17 protein-coding genes are annotated in these 15,814 nt (G+C 67.7%); 7 read left to right on the top strand and 10 right to left on the bottom strand.

Annotated elements, in window-relative coordinates:
* Positions 1-63: 63 nt before the first annotated feature.
* The 3 genes from DYI37_RS17885 (at position 64) to yihA (ending at position 2,043) form a co-directional block, all read left to right on the top strand.
* Positions 64-498 carry a VOC family protein gene (locus tag DYI37_RS17885; RefSeq protein ID WP_116684642.1) on the top strand — a complete coding sequence of 145 codons (435 nt, stop codon included), beginning with the start codon at positions 64-66 and terminating at the stop codon, positions 496-498.
* Positions 499-727: 229 nt separating this feature from the next.
* Complete coding sequence (locus DYI37_RS17880; protein WP_116684641.1) at positions 728-1,375, top strand: CatB-related O-acetyltransferase; 648 nt, start codon at positions 728-730, stop codon at positions 1,373-1,375.
* A complete protein-coding gene (yihA, locus tag DYI37_RS17875; RefSeq protein WP_116684640.1) occupies positions 1,372-2,043 on the top strand; it encodes a ribosome biogenesis GTP-binding protein YihA/YsxC in 672 nt (223 codons plus the stop codon). The genes DYI37_RS17880 and yihA overlap by 4 nt, the downstream gene beginning before the upstream one ends.
* Positions 2,044-2,229: 186 nt before the next feature.
* Here yihA and irrA read toward each other — a convergent pair whose 3' ends face one another.
* Positions 2,230-2,664: an iron response transcriptional regulator IrrA gene (gene irrA / locus DYI37_RS17870; protein ID WP_116684639.1), complete on the bottom strand. Its 435-nt coding sequence runs from the start codon at positions 2,662-2,664 to the stop codon at positions 2,230-2,232.
* Between the two features lie 130 nt (positions 2,665-2,794).
* On the bottom strand, positions 2,795-3,202 hold the full coding sequence (locus DYI37_RS17865) for a hypothetical protein (RefSeq protein ID WP_147307942.1): 408 nt from the start codon (positions 3,200-3,202) through the stop codon (positions 2,795-2,797).
* A 240-nt stretch (positions 3,203-3,442) separates the two neighbouring features.
* Between DYI37_RS17865 and fabA the strand changes: the two genes are divergently transcribed.
* From fabA to fabI, 3 genes are all read left to right on the top strand, one after another.
* Positions 3,443-3,973 (top strand): 3-hydroxyacyl-[acyl-carrier-protein] dehydratase FabA, encoded by a 531-nt coding sequence (fabA, locus tag DYI37_RS17860; RefSeq protein ID WP_116684637.1) that lies wholly within the window; start codon positions 3,443-3,445, stop codon positions 3,971-3,973.
* A gap of 58 nt (positions 3,974-4,031) precedes the next feature.
* Complete coding sequence (gene fabB / locus DYI37_RS17855; RefSeq protein WP_116684636.1) at positions 4,032-5,249, top strand: beta-ketoacyl-ACP synthase I; 1,218 nt, start codon at positions 4,032-4,034, stop codon at positions 5,247-5,249.
* A 207-nt stretch (positions 5,250-5,456) separates the two neighbouring features.
* On the top strand, positions 5,457-6,305 hold the full coding sequence (gene fabI, locus DYI37_RS17850) for an enoyl-ACP reductase FabI (protein WP_116684635.1): 849 nt from the start codon (positions 5,457-5,459) through the stop codon (positions 6,303-6,305).
* A gap of 27 nt (positions 6,306-6,332) precedes the next feature.
* Here fabI and lhpI read toward each other — a convergent pair whose 3' ends face one another.
* On the bottom strand, positions 6,333-7,268 hold the full coding sequence (gene lhpI / locus DYI37_RS17845) for a bifunctional Delta(1)-pyrroline-2-carboxylate/Delta(1)-piperideine-2-carboxylate reductase (protein WP_116684634.1): 936 nt from the start codon (positions 7,266-7,268) through the stop codon (positions 6,333-6,335).
* 141 nt (positions 7,269-7,409) lie between these two features.
* On the opposite strand from lhpI, the gene DYI37_RS17840 reads away from it, so the two are divergent.
* Positions 7,410-7,805, top strand: coding sequence for a hypothetical protein (locus DYI37_RS17840; protein WP_116684633.1), 396 nt, complete (start codon positions 7,410-7,412; stop codon positions 7,803-7,805).
* A 52-nt stretch (positions 7,806-7,857) separates the two neighbouring features.
* Here DYI37_RS17840 and DYI37_RS17835 read toward each other — a convergent pair whose 3' ends face one another.
* From DYI37_RS17835 to DYI37_RS17805, 7 genes are all read right to left on the bottom strand, one after another.
* A complete protein-coding gene (locus tag DYI37_RS17835; RefSeq protein WP_116684632.1) occupies positions 7,858-8,967 on the bottom strand; it encodes an extracellular catalytic domain type 1 short-chain-length polyhydroxyalkanoate depolymerase in 1,110 nt (369 codons plus the stop codon).
* 70 nt (positions 8,968-9,037) lie between these two features.
* Complete coding sequence (locus DYI37_RS17830; protein WP_116684631.1) at positions 9,038-9,457, bottom strand: CopG family transcriptional regulator; 420 nt, start codon at positions 9,455-9,457, stop codon at positions 9,038-9,040.
* A gap of 190 nt (positions 9,458-9,647) precedes the next feature.
* Positions 9,648-10,820 (bottom strand): hypothetical protein, encoded by a 1,173-nt coding sequence (locus DYI37_RS17825; protein ID WP_116684630.1) that lies wholly within the window; start codon positions 10,818-10,820, stop codon positions 9,648-9,650.
* A 22-nt stretch (positions 10,821-10,842) separates the two neighbouring features.
* On the bottom strand, positions 10,843-12,708 hold the full coding sequence (locus DYI37_RS17820) for an AsmA family protein (RefSeq protein ID WP_116684629.1): 1,866 nt from the start codon (positions 12,706-12,708) through the stop codon (positions 10,843-10,845).
* Positions 12,709-13,067: 359 nt separating this feature from the next.
* On the bottom strand, positions 13,068-13,400 hold the full coding sequence (locus DYI37_RS17815) for a DUF1491 family protein (RefSeq protein WP_116684628.1): 333 nt from the start codon (positions 13,398-13,400) through the stop codon (positions 13,068-13,070).
* A 110-nt stretch (positions 13,401-13,510) separates the two neighbouring features.
* A complete protein-coding gene (locus DYI37_RS17810; RefSeq protein WP_158555211.1) occupies positions 13,511-14,308 on the bottom strand; it encodes a peptidoglycan-binding domain-containing protein in 798 nt (265 codons plus the stop codon).
* Positions 14,283-15,761, bottom strand: coding sequence for a sensor histidine kinase (locus DYI37_RS17805; RefSeq protein WP_116684626.1), 1,479 nt, complete (start codon positions 15,759-15,761; stop codon positions 14,283-14,285). The genes DYI37_RS17810 and DYI37_RS17805 overlap by 26 nt, the downstream gene beginning before the upstream one ends.
* Positions 15,762-15,814: the final 53 nt, after the last annotated feature.

Genomic DNA, 15,814 nt, shown 5'->3' with positions numbered 1-15,814 from the left:
CGTCCCGGACCCCCGGGGCGGTTCTTTCGTTTCGGACGACAAATTCAGGGATCGGAGTGGCCGATGACACCCCAGCGCATCACCCTCGTCACCCTCGGTGTCGCCGACATCGCGGCGAGCCGCGCCTTCTATGCCCGGCTCGGCTGGCAGCCCGTCCCCGGCGAGAACGCGGACGTCTCGTTCTACCGGATGAACGGCATGGCGCTCGCGCTCTTCGATCGCTCGGAACTTGCGGCCGATCAGGGCCGGCCGGGTGCGTCACTCGGCACGGGCGCCGTCACGCTCGCCCAGAATTTTCCGGGCACCGCCGAGGTGGATGCGGCCTTCGAGGCCGCGATCGCGGCCGGCGCGACCATCCTGAAGCGGCCGGAAGCGGTCTTCTGGGGCGGCTATTCCGGCTATTGGGCGGACCCCGACGGCCATGTCTGGGAACTTGCCCACAATCCGTTCTGGAGCCTCGATGCCGAGGGCGCACTGACGATCCCCGACCCGGCCTGAGCTCCGTTCGAACGATCCGCGCGGACACCTGTTTCACGGGGTTCTCACACGAAGGGGGTGGACCGCGCCCGCCCGCCATGTCATTCGGGGGCCCGAAAGAGGAGCTGCGACGTCCGATGAACCACTGACGCCCAACCGATCGCCATCATCGGGAACCGGCCGAAGCAGCCGGGCCCGCGCGCGATCCGAGCCGTCAGCCCAATCATCCGACCCATCGCGAGGCCTCCCCATGCACGGACCTGATCCTGCGTCCCGCCATCCCCTTCCCGACCATCCGCGCGTCGGCTTCCTGAAGCCGATCGTCGATCACCCGCAGATCGAGATCGGCGACTACACCTATTACGACGACCCGGCGGGCCCGCAGCATTTCGTCGAGGCCTGTGTCGGCCATCTCTACGATTTTCTCGGCGACCGGCTGATCATCGGCCGCTTCTGCGCGATCGGCTCGGGCGCCAGCTTCGTGATGAACGGCGCGAACCATGCGATGACCGGTTTTTCCACCTATCCCTTCAACATCTTCGGCAAGGGCTGGGAGAAAGGTTTCGACTTCGCGACCATCGCCGCCGGCCTCAAGGGCGATACCGTCATCGGCAACGACGTCTGGATCGGCGAGAAGGCCGTCGTGATGCCGGGTGTCACGATCGGCGACGGCGCCGTGATCGCCGCCCATTCGGTGGTGACGGCGGATGTGCCCGCCTATGGGATCGTCGGCGGCAACCCCGCACGGCTCATCCGGCAGCGCTTCGACGACGAAACCATCGCCGCGCTGCGCAAGATCGCCTGGTGGGACTGGCCGGCGGACAAGATAACGCGCTATCTCGACGCCATACGCGGGGCCGATCTTGGAGCCCTCGCCAAAGCCTCGGAGGCTCCATGAGCGATCAAGCCAAACCGCCAGCCGATTCCGGCCGCAATCGCGGCCCGAAACTCTTCGGCCAGCCCTGGGTCTTCGTGCGCGGCGTGCCGGCCATGGAATTCCTGCCCATGGAAGGTCCGCCCGAGGTCGCCTTCGCGGGCCGCTCCAATGTCGGAAAGTCGTCGCTGATCAACGCGCTTCTCGGCCAGAAGGGGCTTGCGCGCACCTCGAACACGCCGGGGCGCACCCAGGAGCTCAACTTCTTCGTGCCGGACGGGTTCGGCGGCGAGACCACCGAACTGCCGCCGCTGGCGCTTGTGGACATGCCGGGCTACGGCTATGCCAAGGCACCGAAGGAGAAGGTGGACGCCTGGACCGATCTCGTCTTCGACTATCTGCGCGGTCGAGCCACCCTCAAGCGCGTCTTCGTTCTCATCGATTCGCGCCACGGCCTCAAGGCCAATGACGAGGAGGTGCTGAAGCTCCTCGACAAGTCGGCGATGTCCTACCAGATCGTCCTGACGAAGATCGACAAGATCAAGCCGACCGCGGTTCCCAAGCTGATCGCGGCGACGGAAGAGGCCGTGCGCAAGCGTCCCGCGGCCTTTCCCGGCATCATCGCGACATCCTCGGAAAAGCGCGCCGGTCTCGACGATCTCCAGACCGCCCTCGGCGCGCTCGCCGAATAGGCGCCGCTTATCCGCCGACGCATCGGACGGTCCGAACACCGCAGCCGCCTTTCGCCCCGATGCTCCAATAAAAAACCCCGGTTCGCCGACCCTTCGGGGATCGGCGAACCGGGGTTCTGATCATGAGATCGCGTCTTCCGCGAAAACGGTCCGCCGCCCGTTTCTAACGGCAGCGCCGAGCCTGGCTCAGGCCTCGGCCTTGCGCCTCAGGCGGACGACCACGTCCACATTGACGATTTCCATCCCCGCCGGCGGCTCCGGCAGCTGGCCGAGATCGAGCGATCCGGCCGGGATGTCGACCATCTCGCCGTCTTCCTCGATGAAGAAATGGTGGTGGTCGGAGATGTTCGTATCGAAATAGGTGCGCTGGCCTTCGGCCGAGAGCGGGCGGACGAGACCTGCATCGGTGAACTGGTGGAGCGTGTTGTAGACGGTGGCGAGGGAAACGGACTCGCCCGCCTGCTGCGCCTCGGCATGCAGGTCCTCGGCCGACAGATGCCGGTCGCCGCGCCCGAACATCAGATTGCAGAGTGCCACGCGTTGCCGGGTCGGTCGCAGTCCGACGGACCGCAGGCGTGAGAATACGCAGAAAGCCTGACCACGTGTCTGGGTCGTGTGCATGGTCGTCCGTGCCCCATTCGCTCAAATCACACCGCACCGTCCGTCGGGCGACGGCCGGGCTCAAGCCCATGACATAATATAAAGGGCGCGCGATCTCAAATCCTTCCTGCGCGCGCGGTTTAAATCGCGCTTACTGGGGCGTGCAGGCCGCGATCAGGGCGCCGAGGGCCGAGCCCGATCCCGTCAGAGGCAGGGTGTAGCGCCCGGCCGGCGTCGAGATCTCGGCGGCCTTGCCCTTGCGCAGATCCTCGATCAGGCCTCGCAGCTCGCCGAGGGCGCCGGCATGGACGAGGACGGTGCGGCCGCGCACCCGGTGGGCGCGCGTGTCGAGAATGCGGGCGAGCCCGTCGACGGAGACGCCGACCCGGTAGGCGGCGCCGTCCGCGAAGCGCGCCGGAAAGCCCGTGAAATTGACCGTGAGGCTCGAGCCGGCGCAGCGCAGGAACATCCCGTTCGCAACCCCGTCGACATAGTAGCCGGCCGTGGTCCCGCTGGCGCGCCAGGACTGGGCCGCGGCGGGCGGGGAAACGAGAAGCATCGCGAGACAAAGGACCGGATAACCGGCCGGCCGCAATCCTCGCCTCTTCTCCGAAAGCCCCCTCGCAGACCGCATGACGATGCCCCTTTTCATCCTGGTTTCAGCCCTACGGCGCGCCGCCCGACAGGGCGAAAAACTACCTGTCCGCATTGTTTCCCACAACGCGCATCCCATGGTAATGCGACCGGAAACGAATGTGTTCGCACTCCAGTGCGGCGAAGAAGGCGGAAACGACATCAGATGACGACGCGCAAGACTTCCTTCGACTACGACGAGCTGCTGGCCTGCGGACGGGGCGAACTGTTCGGCTCGGGCAATGCGCAGCTGCCTCTGCCGCCGATGCTGATGTTCGACCGCATCACCCATGTGAGCGAGGATGGCGGGGAGTTCGGCAAGGGCACGATCCAGGCCGAGCTCGACGTCAATCCCGATCTCTGGTTCTTCCAGTGCCACTTCAAGGGCGATCCGGTGATGCCGGGCTGCCTCGGCCTCGACGCCCTGTGGCAGCTCACCGGCTTTTTCCTCGGCTGGCTCGGCGAGCCCGGCCGCGGCCGCGCGCTCGGCGTCGGCGAAGTGAAGTTCACCGGACAGGTGACGCCCACGGTCAAGCTCCTGGAATACGGCGTCGATTTCCGCCGCGTCATGCGCTCCAAGCTCAAGCTCGGCATCGCCAATGGCTGGATGAAGGCGGACGGCGAGATCATCTACCGGTCGAGCGACATGCGCGTCGGTCTCTTCAGCGACGACGAGACCCGCGCGGCAACGGCCTGATCGCCGGTCTCGCTCGACCGAAGACTCTGAGATCCTCGACGAGGAAAGGCAGGACATCATGAGACGCGTCGTCGTCACCGGAATGGGCATCGTGTCGTCGATCGGCGACAATGTGGAGGAGGTCACGCGCTCGCTGCGCGAATCGCGCTCCGGCATCAGCTTCGCCGAGGACTATGCCGAACTCGGCTTCCGCAGCCACGTGCACGGCAAGCCGAAGCTCAACCCCTCGGACGTCCTCGACCGGCGCGCCCTGCGCTTCCACGGCGGCGGCACCGCCTGGAACCACGTCGCCATGAACCAGGCGATCGAGGATGCGGGCCTCGAGGCTTCGGACGTCTCCAACGAGCGCACCGGCATCATCATGGGTTCGGGCGGCCCGTCCACCGAGACCATCATGACGGCCGCCGACGTGACGCGCGAAAAGGGTCCCAAGCGCATCGGACCGACGGCGGTGCCCAAGGCGATGTCCTCCACCGCCTCCGCGACGCTCGCCACCTGGTTCAAGATCAAGGGTGTCAACTACTCCATCTCCTCGGCCTGCTCGACATCGAGCCACTGCATCGGCAATGCCTACGAGATGATCGCCTACGGCAAGCAGGACACGATGTTCGCGGGCGGCTGCGAGGACCTGCACTGGTCCCTCTCCAACCTCTTCGACGCCATGGGCGCCCTCTCCTCCGACTTCAACGACGACCCGGCCCATGCCTCCCGCCCCTATGACAAGGCGCGCGACGGCTTCGTGATCGCGGGCGGCGCGGGCGTTCTCGTCCTCGAGGAGTACGAACGCGCGAAGGCGCGCGGCGCCAATATCCTCGGCGAGATCGTCGGCTATGGCCTGACCTCCGACGGTGCCGACATGGTCGCCCCCTCGGGCGAAGGCGCGGTGCGCTGCATGAAGATGGCGCTCGAAGGCGTCAAGGGTCCGATCGACTACATCAACCCGCATGCGACCGCGACGCCCGTCGGCGACCGGTCGGAGGTCGCAGCGATCCGCGAGGTGTTCGGCGACACGATCCCGGCAATCTCCGCGACCAAGGCGCTCACCGGCCACAGCCAGGGCGCGACCGGCGTTCACGAGGCGATCTATTCGCTCATCATGATGCGCGAGAACTTCATCGCCAAAAGCGCGCATATCAGCGAACTCGATCCTGAATTCGAGGGCTTCCCGATCGCCTTCGAGCGGCAGGACGATGTGAGGCTCGACCGCGTGATGTCGAACTCGTTCGGGTTCGGCGGCACCAATGCATGCCTCGTGTTCCAGCGGGTCGACGACTAGCGCACCTGCCCGACGATCGGAGACGATCTTCGATCGGCACGATGCGTAGAAACAAGACGTTGGAGCGTCCCTTGCATGTCCGGTCGGATGCGCGGCGCTCCGGCCGGCAGCATGATCCGTACCCGGCTCGCTCAGTGGTCCGGCGTTTTCGACAAGGCAATGAGATCGCCTCGCCTCCACCGCGAGTCCGGTCATGAGGGATGATTGATGGCAGATTTGATGAAGGGTAAGCGCGGCCTGGTCATGGGCGTCGCCAACCACAACTCGATCGCATGGGGCGCGGCCAAGGCGCTTGCCGACGAGGGCGCGGAGATCGCCCTCACCTATCAGGGCGACGCCTTCGGCCGCCGGGTCAAGCCGCTCGCCGACCAGATCGGCTCGAAGCTCATCCTGCCCTGCGACGTCGAGGATATCGCCACGGTCGACCAGGTCTTCTCCGATCTGAAGAGCGAATGGGGCGGCATCGACTTCATCATCCACGCCATCGCCTTCTCGGACCGCAACGAGCTGAAGGGCCTTTACGCCGACACCTCGCGCGAGAACTTCACGCGCACCATGGTCGTCTCCTGCTTCTCGTTCACCGAGATCGCCCGCCGCGCCGCCGATCTCATGAACAATGGCGGCTCGATGATCACCATGACCTATGGCGGCTCGACCCGCGTGATGCCGAACTACAACGTCATGGGCGTCGCGAAAGCCGCGCTCGAGGCCTCCGTGCGCTATCTGGCGGCCGATTACGGCCCGCGCGACATCCGCGTCAACGCGATCTCCGCCGGTCCCGTCCGCACCCTCGCCGGTGCCGGCGTCTCCGATGCGCGGCTGATGTTCAACTACCAGCGCCGCAATTCGCCCCTTCGCCGCAACACCACCATCGCCCAGGTCGGCGGCGCCGCCGTCTATCTCACCTCCAATCTCTCCAATGGCGTGACCGGAGAGATCCACTACGTGGATTCGGGCTACAACATCATGTCGATGCCGGATCTCGAAGAGCTGAAGAAGCAGGAGCGCGGCGCCGAGCTCGTCGAGGACGTGGACGGCACGCCCCGCGAGGACTGACGCCCCCGTCGGCGGCGAGCCGGCGGTTCAGAGAACCTCCCGGGCGGCGAGGATCGCCGCGCTCAGGTCCTCGATCGCCGATCCCACGCCCTTGAACAGGGTGATCTCGTCTTCGCAGGCGCGCGGATAGGCGTCCGCGCGGCACAGATCGACCAGCGTGCCGGCGATATCCTCCTCGGCGAGGACGCCGGTCTCGATCGGAGTGCGGATATCCCCGCACTCCTTGCGGGCATGGTCGGTGTCGATGAAGACGCGGGCCCGGCGCATCACCTCGTCGTCCGCCTCGCGCATGTCCGGCCGGAAGCTGCCGATCAGATCGACGTGCTGGCCCGGCCGCAGCCATTCGCCCTTCAGGATCGGCTCGCTCGCAAGCGTCGCGCAGGAGACGATGTCGGCGCGCCCGACCGCTTCGGCGAGATCGGGTGCGGGACGAGCGTCGAACCCCTCCTCCCGAAGCTGGTCGACCAGCCTCTCGGCGCCCTCGGCGCTCCGGTTCCACACCTCCACCGTCTCGATCGGCAGCACGGACCTGAAGGCATGGGGGCTCGCCGAGCCGATGCGCCCGGCCCCCACGAGAAGAAGCCGGCGGCTGTCCGGCCGCGCCAGGCGCTTGGCGGCAAGGGCAGAGGCCGCGACGGTGCGCCGGGCGGTGAGTTCGCCCCCGTCGAGCATCAGAACGTGCTCGCCGGTCTCCCGGTCGAAGAGGATATAGGTCGCGGTGACGGCCGGACGCCCGAGCGCCCCATTGCCCGGATGCACGTTGACGAGCTTCACGCCGCCCCAGCCGCTCGCCGCCCAGGCCGGCATCAGGAGCAGCGTATCGTCGGGCGCGTCATCGTTGGCCAGCGAGTGATGATGGCGCAGCGGCGCCTCGATTGTGTCACGAAACCCCGCATCGAGAGCCGGGATCAGTCCGTCGAAGGGCAGCGCCGAAATCGTCTCGTCGCGGGTCAGTATCTTCATCGCTTAAAACCGCCTGTTCGTTGGTGGGGTCCGGTTCGAGCGCACCTGACTCCGCCGGCAATTACATCTTGGGTTGCCATAAACTCGCGCAGCGATACCTGACTTGTCTTGTCCTGACGGAAGCGACGGAGAACCCGACCGATGCATGCGTTTCGAGCCATCCCGACCAGCCTTGGACTGACAGCAGCGATCGGCCTTGCCGCCGCGATGCTCCCCGGCACTGCCAGTGCCGCCTCCTTTCCGGAACTTGCCGCGAAGGGGTATCAGATCAGTCCGATGACCAAAAGTCGTGGCGGGCGTGCGGGCTGGATTATGAGAGGTACCCGTGACAGCTACTTCTGCGTCCTGGTCCCCGGAATGGTTCGAGCGGGGAATGGATATGTCTCGCTCTCCACGAGCGCCTACGAGACGCCGGCCAGCAAGGCCGTCATTGATCGGGTGACCGGTGGCGCGGGGCTCAATCTTCCTCAACTCGCCGATCTGAAGGCGGGACGTGTGCCGCCTCAGAAGGTCGGGCGCTGCTTCTTCTACCGATGACGGGCGCCGCCCAACGATGGGGACGATCTCGACGCGCTTCGCGAGCCCGGGATCATTGCGTCGAACCGAGCGGCGCCCCCGCGACTTCGCCGAAGAAGCGGATCATCTCCGCGCTCGCATCGGGTCCTTTCGGGTCCGTATAGGTGCCGTCCGCACTGCCGCCCGACCAGGCATGGCCGAGGCCCACGATCGTCCAGGTCTCGAGCAGCGGACGCCTGACCTCGGGCGCCTGGTGGACGATCCGGGTATAGGAGACGCCGCCCGGCGAGCGTCCGGTCTCAGTGTGCTGCGTGGTTCTGGCGCCGCCGAGCGCTTGGGCGCCGACGCGCCCGGCATTGGCCGGCGCGACGGTCGTGTCGGCCGAGCCCTGGAAGACGATGGCCGGGATCGCCCGTCCCCCGCCCGGGCCCGCCCCCTGCCCCTTCATGGCCGCGAAGGCCGAGGGCATGTCCTTCGCCGCTCCGCAGGCAAGGCCCGAATGGACGCCGATCGCGGCGAAGAGATCGGGATAATTCTGGCCGAGGATCGCCGCCGCCGCACCACCAGCCGAGAGCCCGGCGGCGAAGACGCGGGCCGGGTCGACGGCATGGTTCGCCATCACCTCGCGCACCATGCCCGCGATGATCGCCGGTTCGCCGGTGCCGCGCCGCTGGTCCGCCGGCGAGAACCAGTTCCAGCACTTCGACATGTTCGCCGACTTCGTCTGGCCGGGATAGAGGACGAGGAAACCGTCCCGTTCGGCAAGCGTGTTCATCCGAGTGCCGCGCGCGAAATCGTCCGGCGACTGGGTGCAGCCATGCAGCATGACGAGGAGGGGCACGGGTTCATGCCGCTCGTCGAGAGAGGCCGGAACATAGAGCCTGTAGGGCCGGCTTCCGGCCTCGCAGCGAAACTGATGCTCCGCGAAACGCTCAGGCGCCACGGACCCGGCGCCAGCCCGCTCGGCCCGGTTCGGCCGGGCGGTGCGCGTCCCGGTCCGCCGCAGTTCTTCGCGGGTCGAAGGCCCGGCAGCACCCGGCCGCGCCTCGGGACGGAGAGTTTCCGGCCGGGGCGTCTCGGGGGCGGCGGCCGAACCTTTCAGGAGCGCCATCGCCTCCTTCAGCCGTCCCTGGCGCGTCAGGCGCGTCACTTCGGTCATGTCGATGCCGGAAAACGAGGTCATGGGCGGTTCTTCCTGATGTCTGGCTGATGTCTGAGGCACCGGATCAAGCATCCGGCGCAAATGGCGGTCGTCAGGCCATGCGGTCCTTCAAGGCGGACTTCACACCGGCTGAGGCCTGGAGCGCGCCGAGGACACGCAGGGAGGCGATGGCGTCCGCTGCAAGTTCGGGCGGCACGTCCGGATCGATCACGGCAAGGCCGAGAACCTCGATCCGCAGGCGTTCGCCGGCCTCGACGACGGCTTCGAGATCGCGCCGCGTGAAGCGGCGAAGACCGAGATCGAGGCTGCGGCGCTCGACGCTCTGCTTCAGCGCATCCTCGTGGCGCGCAATCTGGTTGCGGATGGCGGTGCGGATGAGATCGGTGCGGTTGGCATAGAAGCCTTCCTCCACCAGAAGATCGATCCGGCCGAGATCGACCGGGCCGAGATTGATCGTGATCTTCTCGCTTTCGGACGAGGAACCCGCCCCGTCCTTCGCACGCCTCGGCATCCTGAAACTCCTTTATCCATCCAAGTGGATGGTAAATGGAAATCATAGGAGGCGGATACAAGGACCTCGAAGAATGATCGTGTCCGCGCCGAACCGCTGCCCGAACCATCGGTCCGGGCACGGCGCGAGATGTCTGGGCAGAGATATCGGCCGGCGCGCGAGGAGGATGCCCTGCCGCGACCGGATCGCGCTATTGCGATTGCGCGGTCTCGATTTCCGAGCGGACGGCCGTCTTCTGGGCGACGAGGATCGCCTCGAAGGTCGCGCGCACCGATGCGAGCAAGGGGTCCTGCCTCGGACCTTCGCTCTCGGCATGGGCGAGATGATCGACGAGTTCGATATCCGAGAGAGCCTCGACGAGACCGCGATAGGCGACCGGATCGGGAGCCGAGCCGGCCGCGCGCAGGTCGAGAGCGCCCTTCGCCGCCGAAAGCCTCGCGAGGACGGGCCTGCCGGCCACACCGGCGGCCGGCCCCTGAAGCATGGAGGAGCGCTCGGGCAGGAACCCGCCGTCCCGAGCCAGCGACATGAGGGCGTTGATCGCCGCGATTCGGTCGCGCTCGCTCGCGAGCGGCGGCGGCGCCATGGGACGCTTGGGCGGCAGGGCCGGGTCGAACGGGGGGCCGAAGACCTCCTGCGCGGCGCTCGGGGCGGCCGGGCGCGTCAGGTCGCGGCCAGGGATCTCCGGCCCCATGCCGCGCCTCAGTTCCACCGTCACCGGGGCGCCCTCGGTCGTCGTCCCGTCGAGAACGGCGATCGGGCGGTATTCGGGCGCATAGGTCGGAAGCGGCACGGGGCGCATCGCGGCCTTCGCCGCGGCAAGGCTCTTTCCGGCGCGCTCGCTCTGAGCCGAAACGAGCCCGGCCAACGCCGCCGGCTGCGGCCCCTCGATGCGATCGAGATAGGCTTCCAGCGTCGCGACATAGGTCTCGACACCGCCGCACATGAAGGGCGTCACGTCCTGATCCATGAAATCGGTGAGATCGGCGATCACGCGATCGACGATCCACCGGCTGTTGGCGCTCGCCGACCATTCCGGCCGCCCCGCGCTCTTCAGAAGATCGCCGGCCGTCTTGAGGGCGCGCATCTCCTCCTTGTCCCGGCGCACCCGGGGCGGATCGAAGACGAAGCGCGAGACCGTGCCCGTCGCCGCCGATGCTGGCACCGGGGCCGACCTGCCCGTCGCGATCGCCTTCCGGATCGGCGCGATCGCCTCGAAGCGCGCCCTCGCCTCGCCCTTCAGCGCATCGTGGAAGGCGATGGCGCAGGCGGCGGGCGGGGCGTTGCGGGCGGAGGCCTGCGTCGAAACCTGCAGGATCAGCCCGGCGGCGGCGAGGACGACGAGGGACGTTGAGCGAGGCATGACGCGGCAGCCTTTTGTGAGATCAGGGTGCGGCGGACCCTCCGGCCGCGATGCCGGACGCATCGCTGGGCGAGGCCGCCGGCCCGTCCGTGACGACACGCAGATCGGGCCAAACTCCCTCCACCTTGAACGAAATTGGTTTCGGGGCGGTGAACTCGCCGCTCCTCGTTCCGCTCGAAGCGGTCTGGGGAAGGCTTCGCGAGCGCCCGTCGAGGGCGATCCGGCCCTCCACCGGGTCGGCCCTGCCGCTCATTTCCAGGAGGTCGTTCGCATTGCCGAGGCTGAGGGAGCGCACGGTGACCTCGGTCCCGTAGCCCCGCAGATCGGCCTTCAGCTCCTCGAAGGGAAGGCTGCCGCCCGTGATGCCGCTATAGATCGAGCGGGTGCCGGCGGTGGCGAAGACCGAGGGATCGAATCCCGACAGGCTGCCATCGGCCGCAGACAGGGTCAGCTGCGTCTCGGCGCTCCTTGCGATCGTGCGCCAGTCCTCGGCCGGCGCCGAAATGTTCGCCCCGACCCGGCCATTGCCCGAAAGGACGAGCACCGGCGTTCCGAAGGCGTTGGAGACCGCGCCGAGATCGACGCCCGAGCCGTTCAGTTCGCCCGACAGGACCGGATCGGCGCCGCCCGAAAGCGACAGGCGTCCATAGGCGCGTCCGCCATAGAAGGAGGCATCGCCGAGTTCGAGACCGACCGATCCCCCGCCGACGGTGAGGACGGCAGCCATATTGGCGAAGGCGAGCGAGCCGAAGCGGGCCTCGTCGGCCGAAAGCCGCAGGGCGAGATCGGCCGTCGAGGCGAAATCCACATTGATCGGGCGCATCATGCCGAACGGCCCGCTCGGGAGCGGCACGATCGCCTCGGCGATCGGCGTCAGGTCGAGGGTCGAGAAGGCGAGGGTTCCGTCCACATGGTCGCGATCGAGATCGTATTCGAGCGCCCCGCGCCCGGCGCTGCCGGCCACGCGCAATTCGGCATCGTTCACGGCGAGCATGCGCCCTTCGAGGACGAGACTGCCCGTGAGCGACACCGCACCGAGATCGGGGATCTCGGTGCGCGTATCCGACAGCCAGGCCGCCGTGCGCGCAAAGGAATCGCCCCTGGCCTCGAATCTGCCGAGAAGGGTCGGCGCGGGATCGAAGGCTACCTGGCCCTCGAAATTCAGATCGAGGGTCGGGGAGGACAGGTCGAAGTCGACGGCGCTCTCCTGCCCGGCCTTCAGGCGCTGGGTGGAGGCGAGATTCATCTCCATAGTCGCCGGAACGCCGTTCCACACGAAGTCGCCCACCATCTGGAAGGCGCTCAGATTGGAGGCGCGGGTGATGGTCAGATTGGCATTGCTGATCCCGTTCGGCCCGAACGTCTCCTCGCTCGAGCGCCAGATGCCGTTGCGGATGACGAGGATCTGCAGATCGTCGAGACGGTCGATCGCACCGCGCGCGAGTTCCGCAAGGTCGGCGACGAAGGCCGCCGAATCGCGGGCTCGCCGCTCCGGGCCGGCGACGGCCCCTGTGCCGGCCGGATCGGCGGGCGGGACGGACGCGCCGTCGCGTTCGGGGCGCACGAGGACGATGCGCGAGATCCGGGCCTCGCCGAAGAGCGCGTCGATCGGATCGAAATCGGCGATGATGCGCTCGATCCGCGTCTCGGCGGCCGTGCCGATGGCGATGCGGTCGGCCACGAGCCGGGCGCGCGGAAACAGGTCGAATTCGACCGGACCCGAGATCGCCGCCGGCTCGCCCGTCAAGGTCTCGATCCGCTGGACGAGTTCGGCGCGCGCCCCGTCGGATGCGAGGACGAAGCGGGGCAGGAGAACGATGAGCGCGGCGAGGGCGACGAGGCTTCCGATCCCCCAGATCCATCGGCGTTTCAGGGGTCTTGGACGCATCGAACCTCCTTCGATCGGAATGAAGCCCGGGCGGGCGAAAGCCTGACCGCCGGGAACGGCCGAATCATCCTCGTGGCGAAACCGCGTTCGCGGGCGAGCGCCGGGTCCATCACCCGGTCTTTAGAACGGATCTCGTCCATGAGGGTCTATAACAAGGCAGCGGAGCAACCGAAAACCGGTCCTTGCGCGCATCGGCCCGTTTCATGTGAAACATCCGCTCATGCCGGTCCGGTTCGGGCGCCCGCGATTAAGGCCCGCCTTCTGCGGCAGACAGATGGCATGAACAAGGCCGTCGCGCGTCCGCGGCCAACGGTCCCGCCCGTCGCCGCGCCGCAGGGGCGCGAGACGAGACGAAGCTCTCAGGTCTCGACGATGTCCAGATAGGTCTCGGGCGCATCGGTCTCGATCTCGACGAGCCAGAAATCGGGATCGAACCGCGCCTCGCGCTCGAAACGGGTCCGCAGCGCCTCCTCGTCGGCGATCTCCTCGCGCATGAAGGCCCGGCCGTCGCCGTTCTCGACGAGGCTCTGAATGGCCGGGGCATGGAGGATCACACGGCCCTGCCGGTCGCGGCAGGTCACGAAGATCGCGCCCGCCGAGGCCGCGCCCTTTCGCTCGACCGCGGCAAAGCCGCCATCGTTGAATACACGCCGCACGAGCTGGGCGACGAAGAGTTCCGAGGTGATCCGCATGGGGCGAGCCTATACCAGCCGCGCCGCCCGAAGGACAGGCGCGGCGGGCCCGATCTCGGGGCCCGGCGACGGTATGCCCACGATCCCGTGGAGCGCCGATCGATCCGGGTTCACCCCGGCAGAGCGCCGATGCGGATGAGCTGCTCCAGGAGCTCGGGGCGAGGCTCGCCGGTCACGTCCATGCCTTCCAGCATCTCGAACTTCTCGATCGCCGCCCGGGTCCTTGCCCCGGCGATGCCGTCGGCGCTGAGATCGGCGACGCTGATCGCCGTCAGGCCGGTCTGGATCTTCTTCACGAGTTCGTCCCGGCGCAGGGTCTCGGCTTCGTCGCCCGCGATGATCGAGGAGAGCGAATCGGCCGTCTCGACCACCCGCCCGCCGCGCCCGGCATCGTTCGTCTCCGGGAGTTCGCGCTCCTCGGCATCGGTCCAGTCCGCCGGCTTGCGCGAGGGGCTGGGAAGCGATGCGACGGCGACCTTGCGGACGGCGTCGAGAAGATCGGGCGTCGGCGTTCCGGTCACGGCGAGACCGTTCTGGCGCTGGAACGCCTCGATCGCGTCCTTCGTGCCCGAGCCGAAGCGCCCGTCGATGGTTCGGGTGTAGAGGCCGGCGGTCGCCAGAGCCATCTGGAGCTCGCGCACCATCGGATCGGGTTCGGCCGCGGCGTCGAGGCTCGGCGCGGGCATGCCGCGCGTGGCGACCAGTGGGGCCGGATGATGGCCGGTCTGGGCGTAGAGGGCATTGGCCGCGACCCAGACGAAGAAGGCGCCGAACACGGCCGAGCCGGCCGAGGCCACCGGGTGGCGGCGCATCTGCGCCGCAGCGCCAGCGGCGAGGCGCGAGCCGCCGACCGCCAGCGATCCAGCCAGCCGGCCGAGACCGTCAAGCCGTCCGGCGCTGCGTTGCATGGGAGAGACCGTCGTTCTGGCTTTTGCGGGCATGGTTCAACGCTACGATGTTCTGATCTTCGGTATTGGCCGCCTGGCGCGGGACGAGAGGCAAATCGAGGGTGATCGTGGTGCCGGTTCCTTCCTGGCTGATGATCGACATCGTCCCGCCATGCAGTTCGCTCATGCCACGGACATAGGCGAGGCCGAGACCGGTGCCTTCGTATTTGCGCGACAGCGCGGCCTCGGCCTGGACGAAGGGCATTCCGAGCTTGCCGATCTCGCTTGCCGGGATGCCGATCCCGGTATCGGCGACCCAGAGTTTCAGATCGCGCCCCGCGCGCTCCCAGCTCAAGGTGACCGTGCCGGCATCGGTGAACTTCACTGCGTTCGACAGGAGGTTGACGAGCATGTGATGCAGCGCGCGGCGATCGCCATGGATCATCGTTCCGCCGGCCGGCCCCTCGACGCTGAGAACCAGGTTCTTGGCCTGTGCCTGGCAGCGCACCAGGGTGCAGGCCTCGTCGACGAGCTCGTCGAGCAGGAAATGCTCGCACTGGAGCCTGTAGGCCCCCGCCTCGATCTTCGAGACGTCCAGAATGTCGTTGACGACCGAGAGCAGGTGCTGGCCCGAGCTCTGGATCAGGCCGACATATTCGCGCTGGCGATCCGAGTCGAGCTTGCCGTAGAGCTCCGTCTCAAGAATGCCCGAAAAGCCGATGATCGCGTTGAGCGGCGTGCGCAATTCGTGGCTGACGGTCGCCAGCATGGCTTCCGACAGATTGCGCGATCCGGGCTCGGCGGGAGACGGCGAGGCGGCGGCCTCCACCGGATGGCTGAGCACGGCGACGACGGCCTGACCCTCGCCCTCGCAGACGATATGCAGGCGCCGAGCGCCGCCCTCGCGCAGATCGACGAGGACGGGATCGCTTCTGCGCGAACGGATCGCGGCCATCGCATCGCCGCGGCTGTGCGGCGCGAGAAGATCGAAGAAGACCTGAACCTCCGCAGGATCCGCATGAGCGCGGGACATCAGACGGCCCGCCGCATTGGTATCGGTGACGAGGCCGGCCTGGGTGACCACGAAGGCCGAGGCGTCGAAGAGATCGGCGACGGGCAGAGCGAGCTTCGCCGAGACGGCGTCGGATACCGGCCTCACCGGCATGGCGGCGCCTTGGGGCTTGGCCGAGGGGCTGATCAGGGAGGCCGCACCGACCGCGAGGCCCGCGAGGAAGAGCGGGGCGGCGACGATGGGACCGCTCATGTCGAGGGCGACCATCACCGGCGTTGCAACCGAGGCGAGGAGGGCCGCCGACAGAAGCGCGCCGATTCTCGGACCGACGCCTGCCGGGCAAAAGCGTGCCGCCGCGGCGCCATCCCCGGTCAGGGCGTCGGCCGCCCTGCCCGCACGGGATGCACCGAAGCTGCGCCTCGCCTGACGGGGCTGCGCCGCATCCTGAGCCTGAAGTTCCATACGCAACACTCTTCATGCCGTTCGCGCGGCAAAGCGGCGCTTCATGCGCCCTC

The sequence above is a fragment of the Fulvimarina endophytica genome (genome assembly GCF_003403015.1).
Taxonomy (GTDB): domain Bacteria; phylum Pseudomonadota; class Alphaproteobacteria; order Rhizobiales; family Rhizobiaceae; genus Fulvimarina; species Fulvimarina endophytica.
Note: the sequence above shows the minus strand (reverse complement) of the source record. Positions and strands in the feature narration are given on the sequence as shown.

What these genes read in the sequence shown, in the direction of transcription:
- DYI37_RS17885 (WP_116684642.1), top strand. Translation starts at nt 64, where the DNA reads ATGACACCCCAGCGCATCACCCTCGTCACCCTCGGTGTCGCCGACATC.
- DYI37_RS17880 (WP_116684641.1), top strand. Translation starts at nt 728, where the DNA reads ATGCACGGACCTGATCCTGCGTCCCGCCATCCCCTTCCCGACCATCCG.
- yihA (WP_116684640.1), top strand. Translation starts at nt 1,372, where the DNA reads ATGAGCGATCAAGCCAAACCGCCAGCCGATTCCGGCCGCAATCGCGGC.
- irrA (WP_116684639.1), bottom strand. Translation starts at nt 2,664, where the DNA reads ATGCACACGACCCAGACACGTGGTCAGGCTTTCTGCGTATTCTCACGC.
- DYI37_RS17865 (WP_147307942.1), bottom strand. Translation starts at nt 3,202, where the DNA reads ATGCTTCTCGTTTCCCCGCCCGCCGCGGCCCAGTCCTGGCGCGCCAGC.
- fabA (WP_116684637.1), top strand. Translation starts at nt 3,443, where the DNA reads ATGACGACGCGCAAGACTTCCTTCGACTACGACGAGCTGCTGGCCTGC.
- fabB (WP_116684636.1), top strand. Translation starts at nt 4,032, where the DNA reads ATGAGACGCGTCGTCGTCACCGGAATGGGCATCGTGTCGTCGATCGGC.
- fabI (WP_116684635.1), top strand. Translation starts at nt 5,457, where the DNA reads ATGGCAGATTTGATGAAGGGTAAGCGCGGCCTGGTCATGGGCGTCGCC.
- lhpI (WP_116684634.1), bottom strand. Translation starts at nt 7,268, where the DNA reads ATGAAGATACTGACCCGCGACGAGACGATTTCGGCGCTGCCCTTCGAC.
- DYI37_RS17840 (WP_116684633.1), top strand. Translation starts at nt 7,410, where the DNA reads ATGCATGCGTTTCGAGCCATCCCGACCAGCCTTGGACTGACAGCAGCG.
- DYI37_RS17835 (WP_116684632.1), bottom strand. Translation starts at nt 8,967, where the DNA reads ATGACCTCGTTTTCCGGCATCGACATGACCGAAGTGACGCGCCTGACG.
- DYI37_RS17830 (WP_116684631.1), bottom strand. Translation starts at nt 9,457, where the DNA reads ATGCCGAGGCGTGCGAAGGACGGGGCGGGTTCCTCGTCCGAAAGCGAG.
- DYI37_RS17825 (WP_116684630.1), bottom strand. Translation starts at nt 10,820, where the DNA reads ATGCCTCGCTCAACGTCCCTCGTCGTCCTCGCCGCCGCCGGGCTGATC.
- DYI37_RS17820 (WP_116684629.1), bottom strand. Translation starts at nt 12,708, where the DNA reads ATGCGTCCAAGACCCCTGAAACGCCGATGGATCTGGGGGATCGGAAGC.
- DYI37_RS17815 (WP_116684628.1), bottom strand. Translation starts at nt 13,400, where the DNA reads ATGCGGATCACCTCGGAACTCTTCGTCGCCCAGCTCGTGCGGCGTGTA.
- DYI37_RS17810 (WP_158555211.1), bottom strand. Translation starts at nt 14,308, where the DNA reads ATGCAACGCAGCGCCGGACGGCTTGACGGTCTCGGCCGGCTGGCTGGA.
- DYI37_RS17805 (WP_116684626.1), bottom strand. Translation starts at nt 15,761, where the DNA reads ATGGAACTTCAGGCTCAGGATGCGGCGCAGCCCCGTCAGGCGAGGCGC.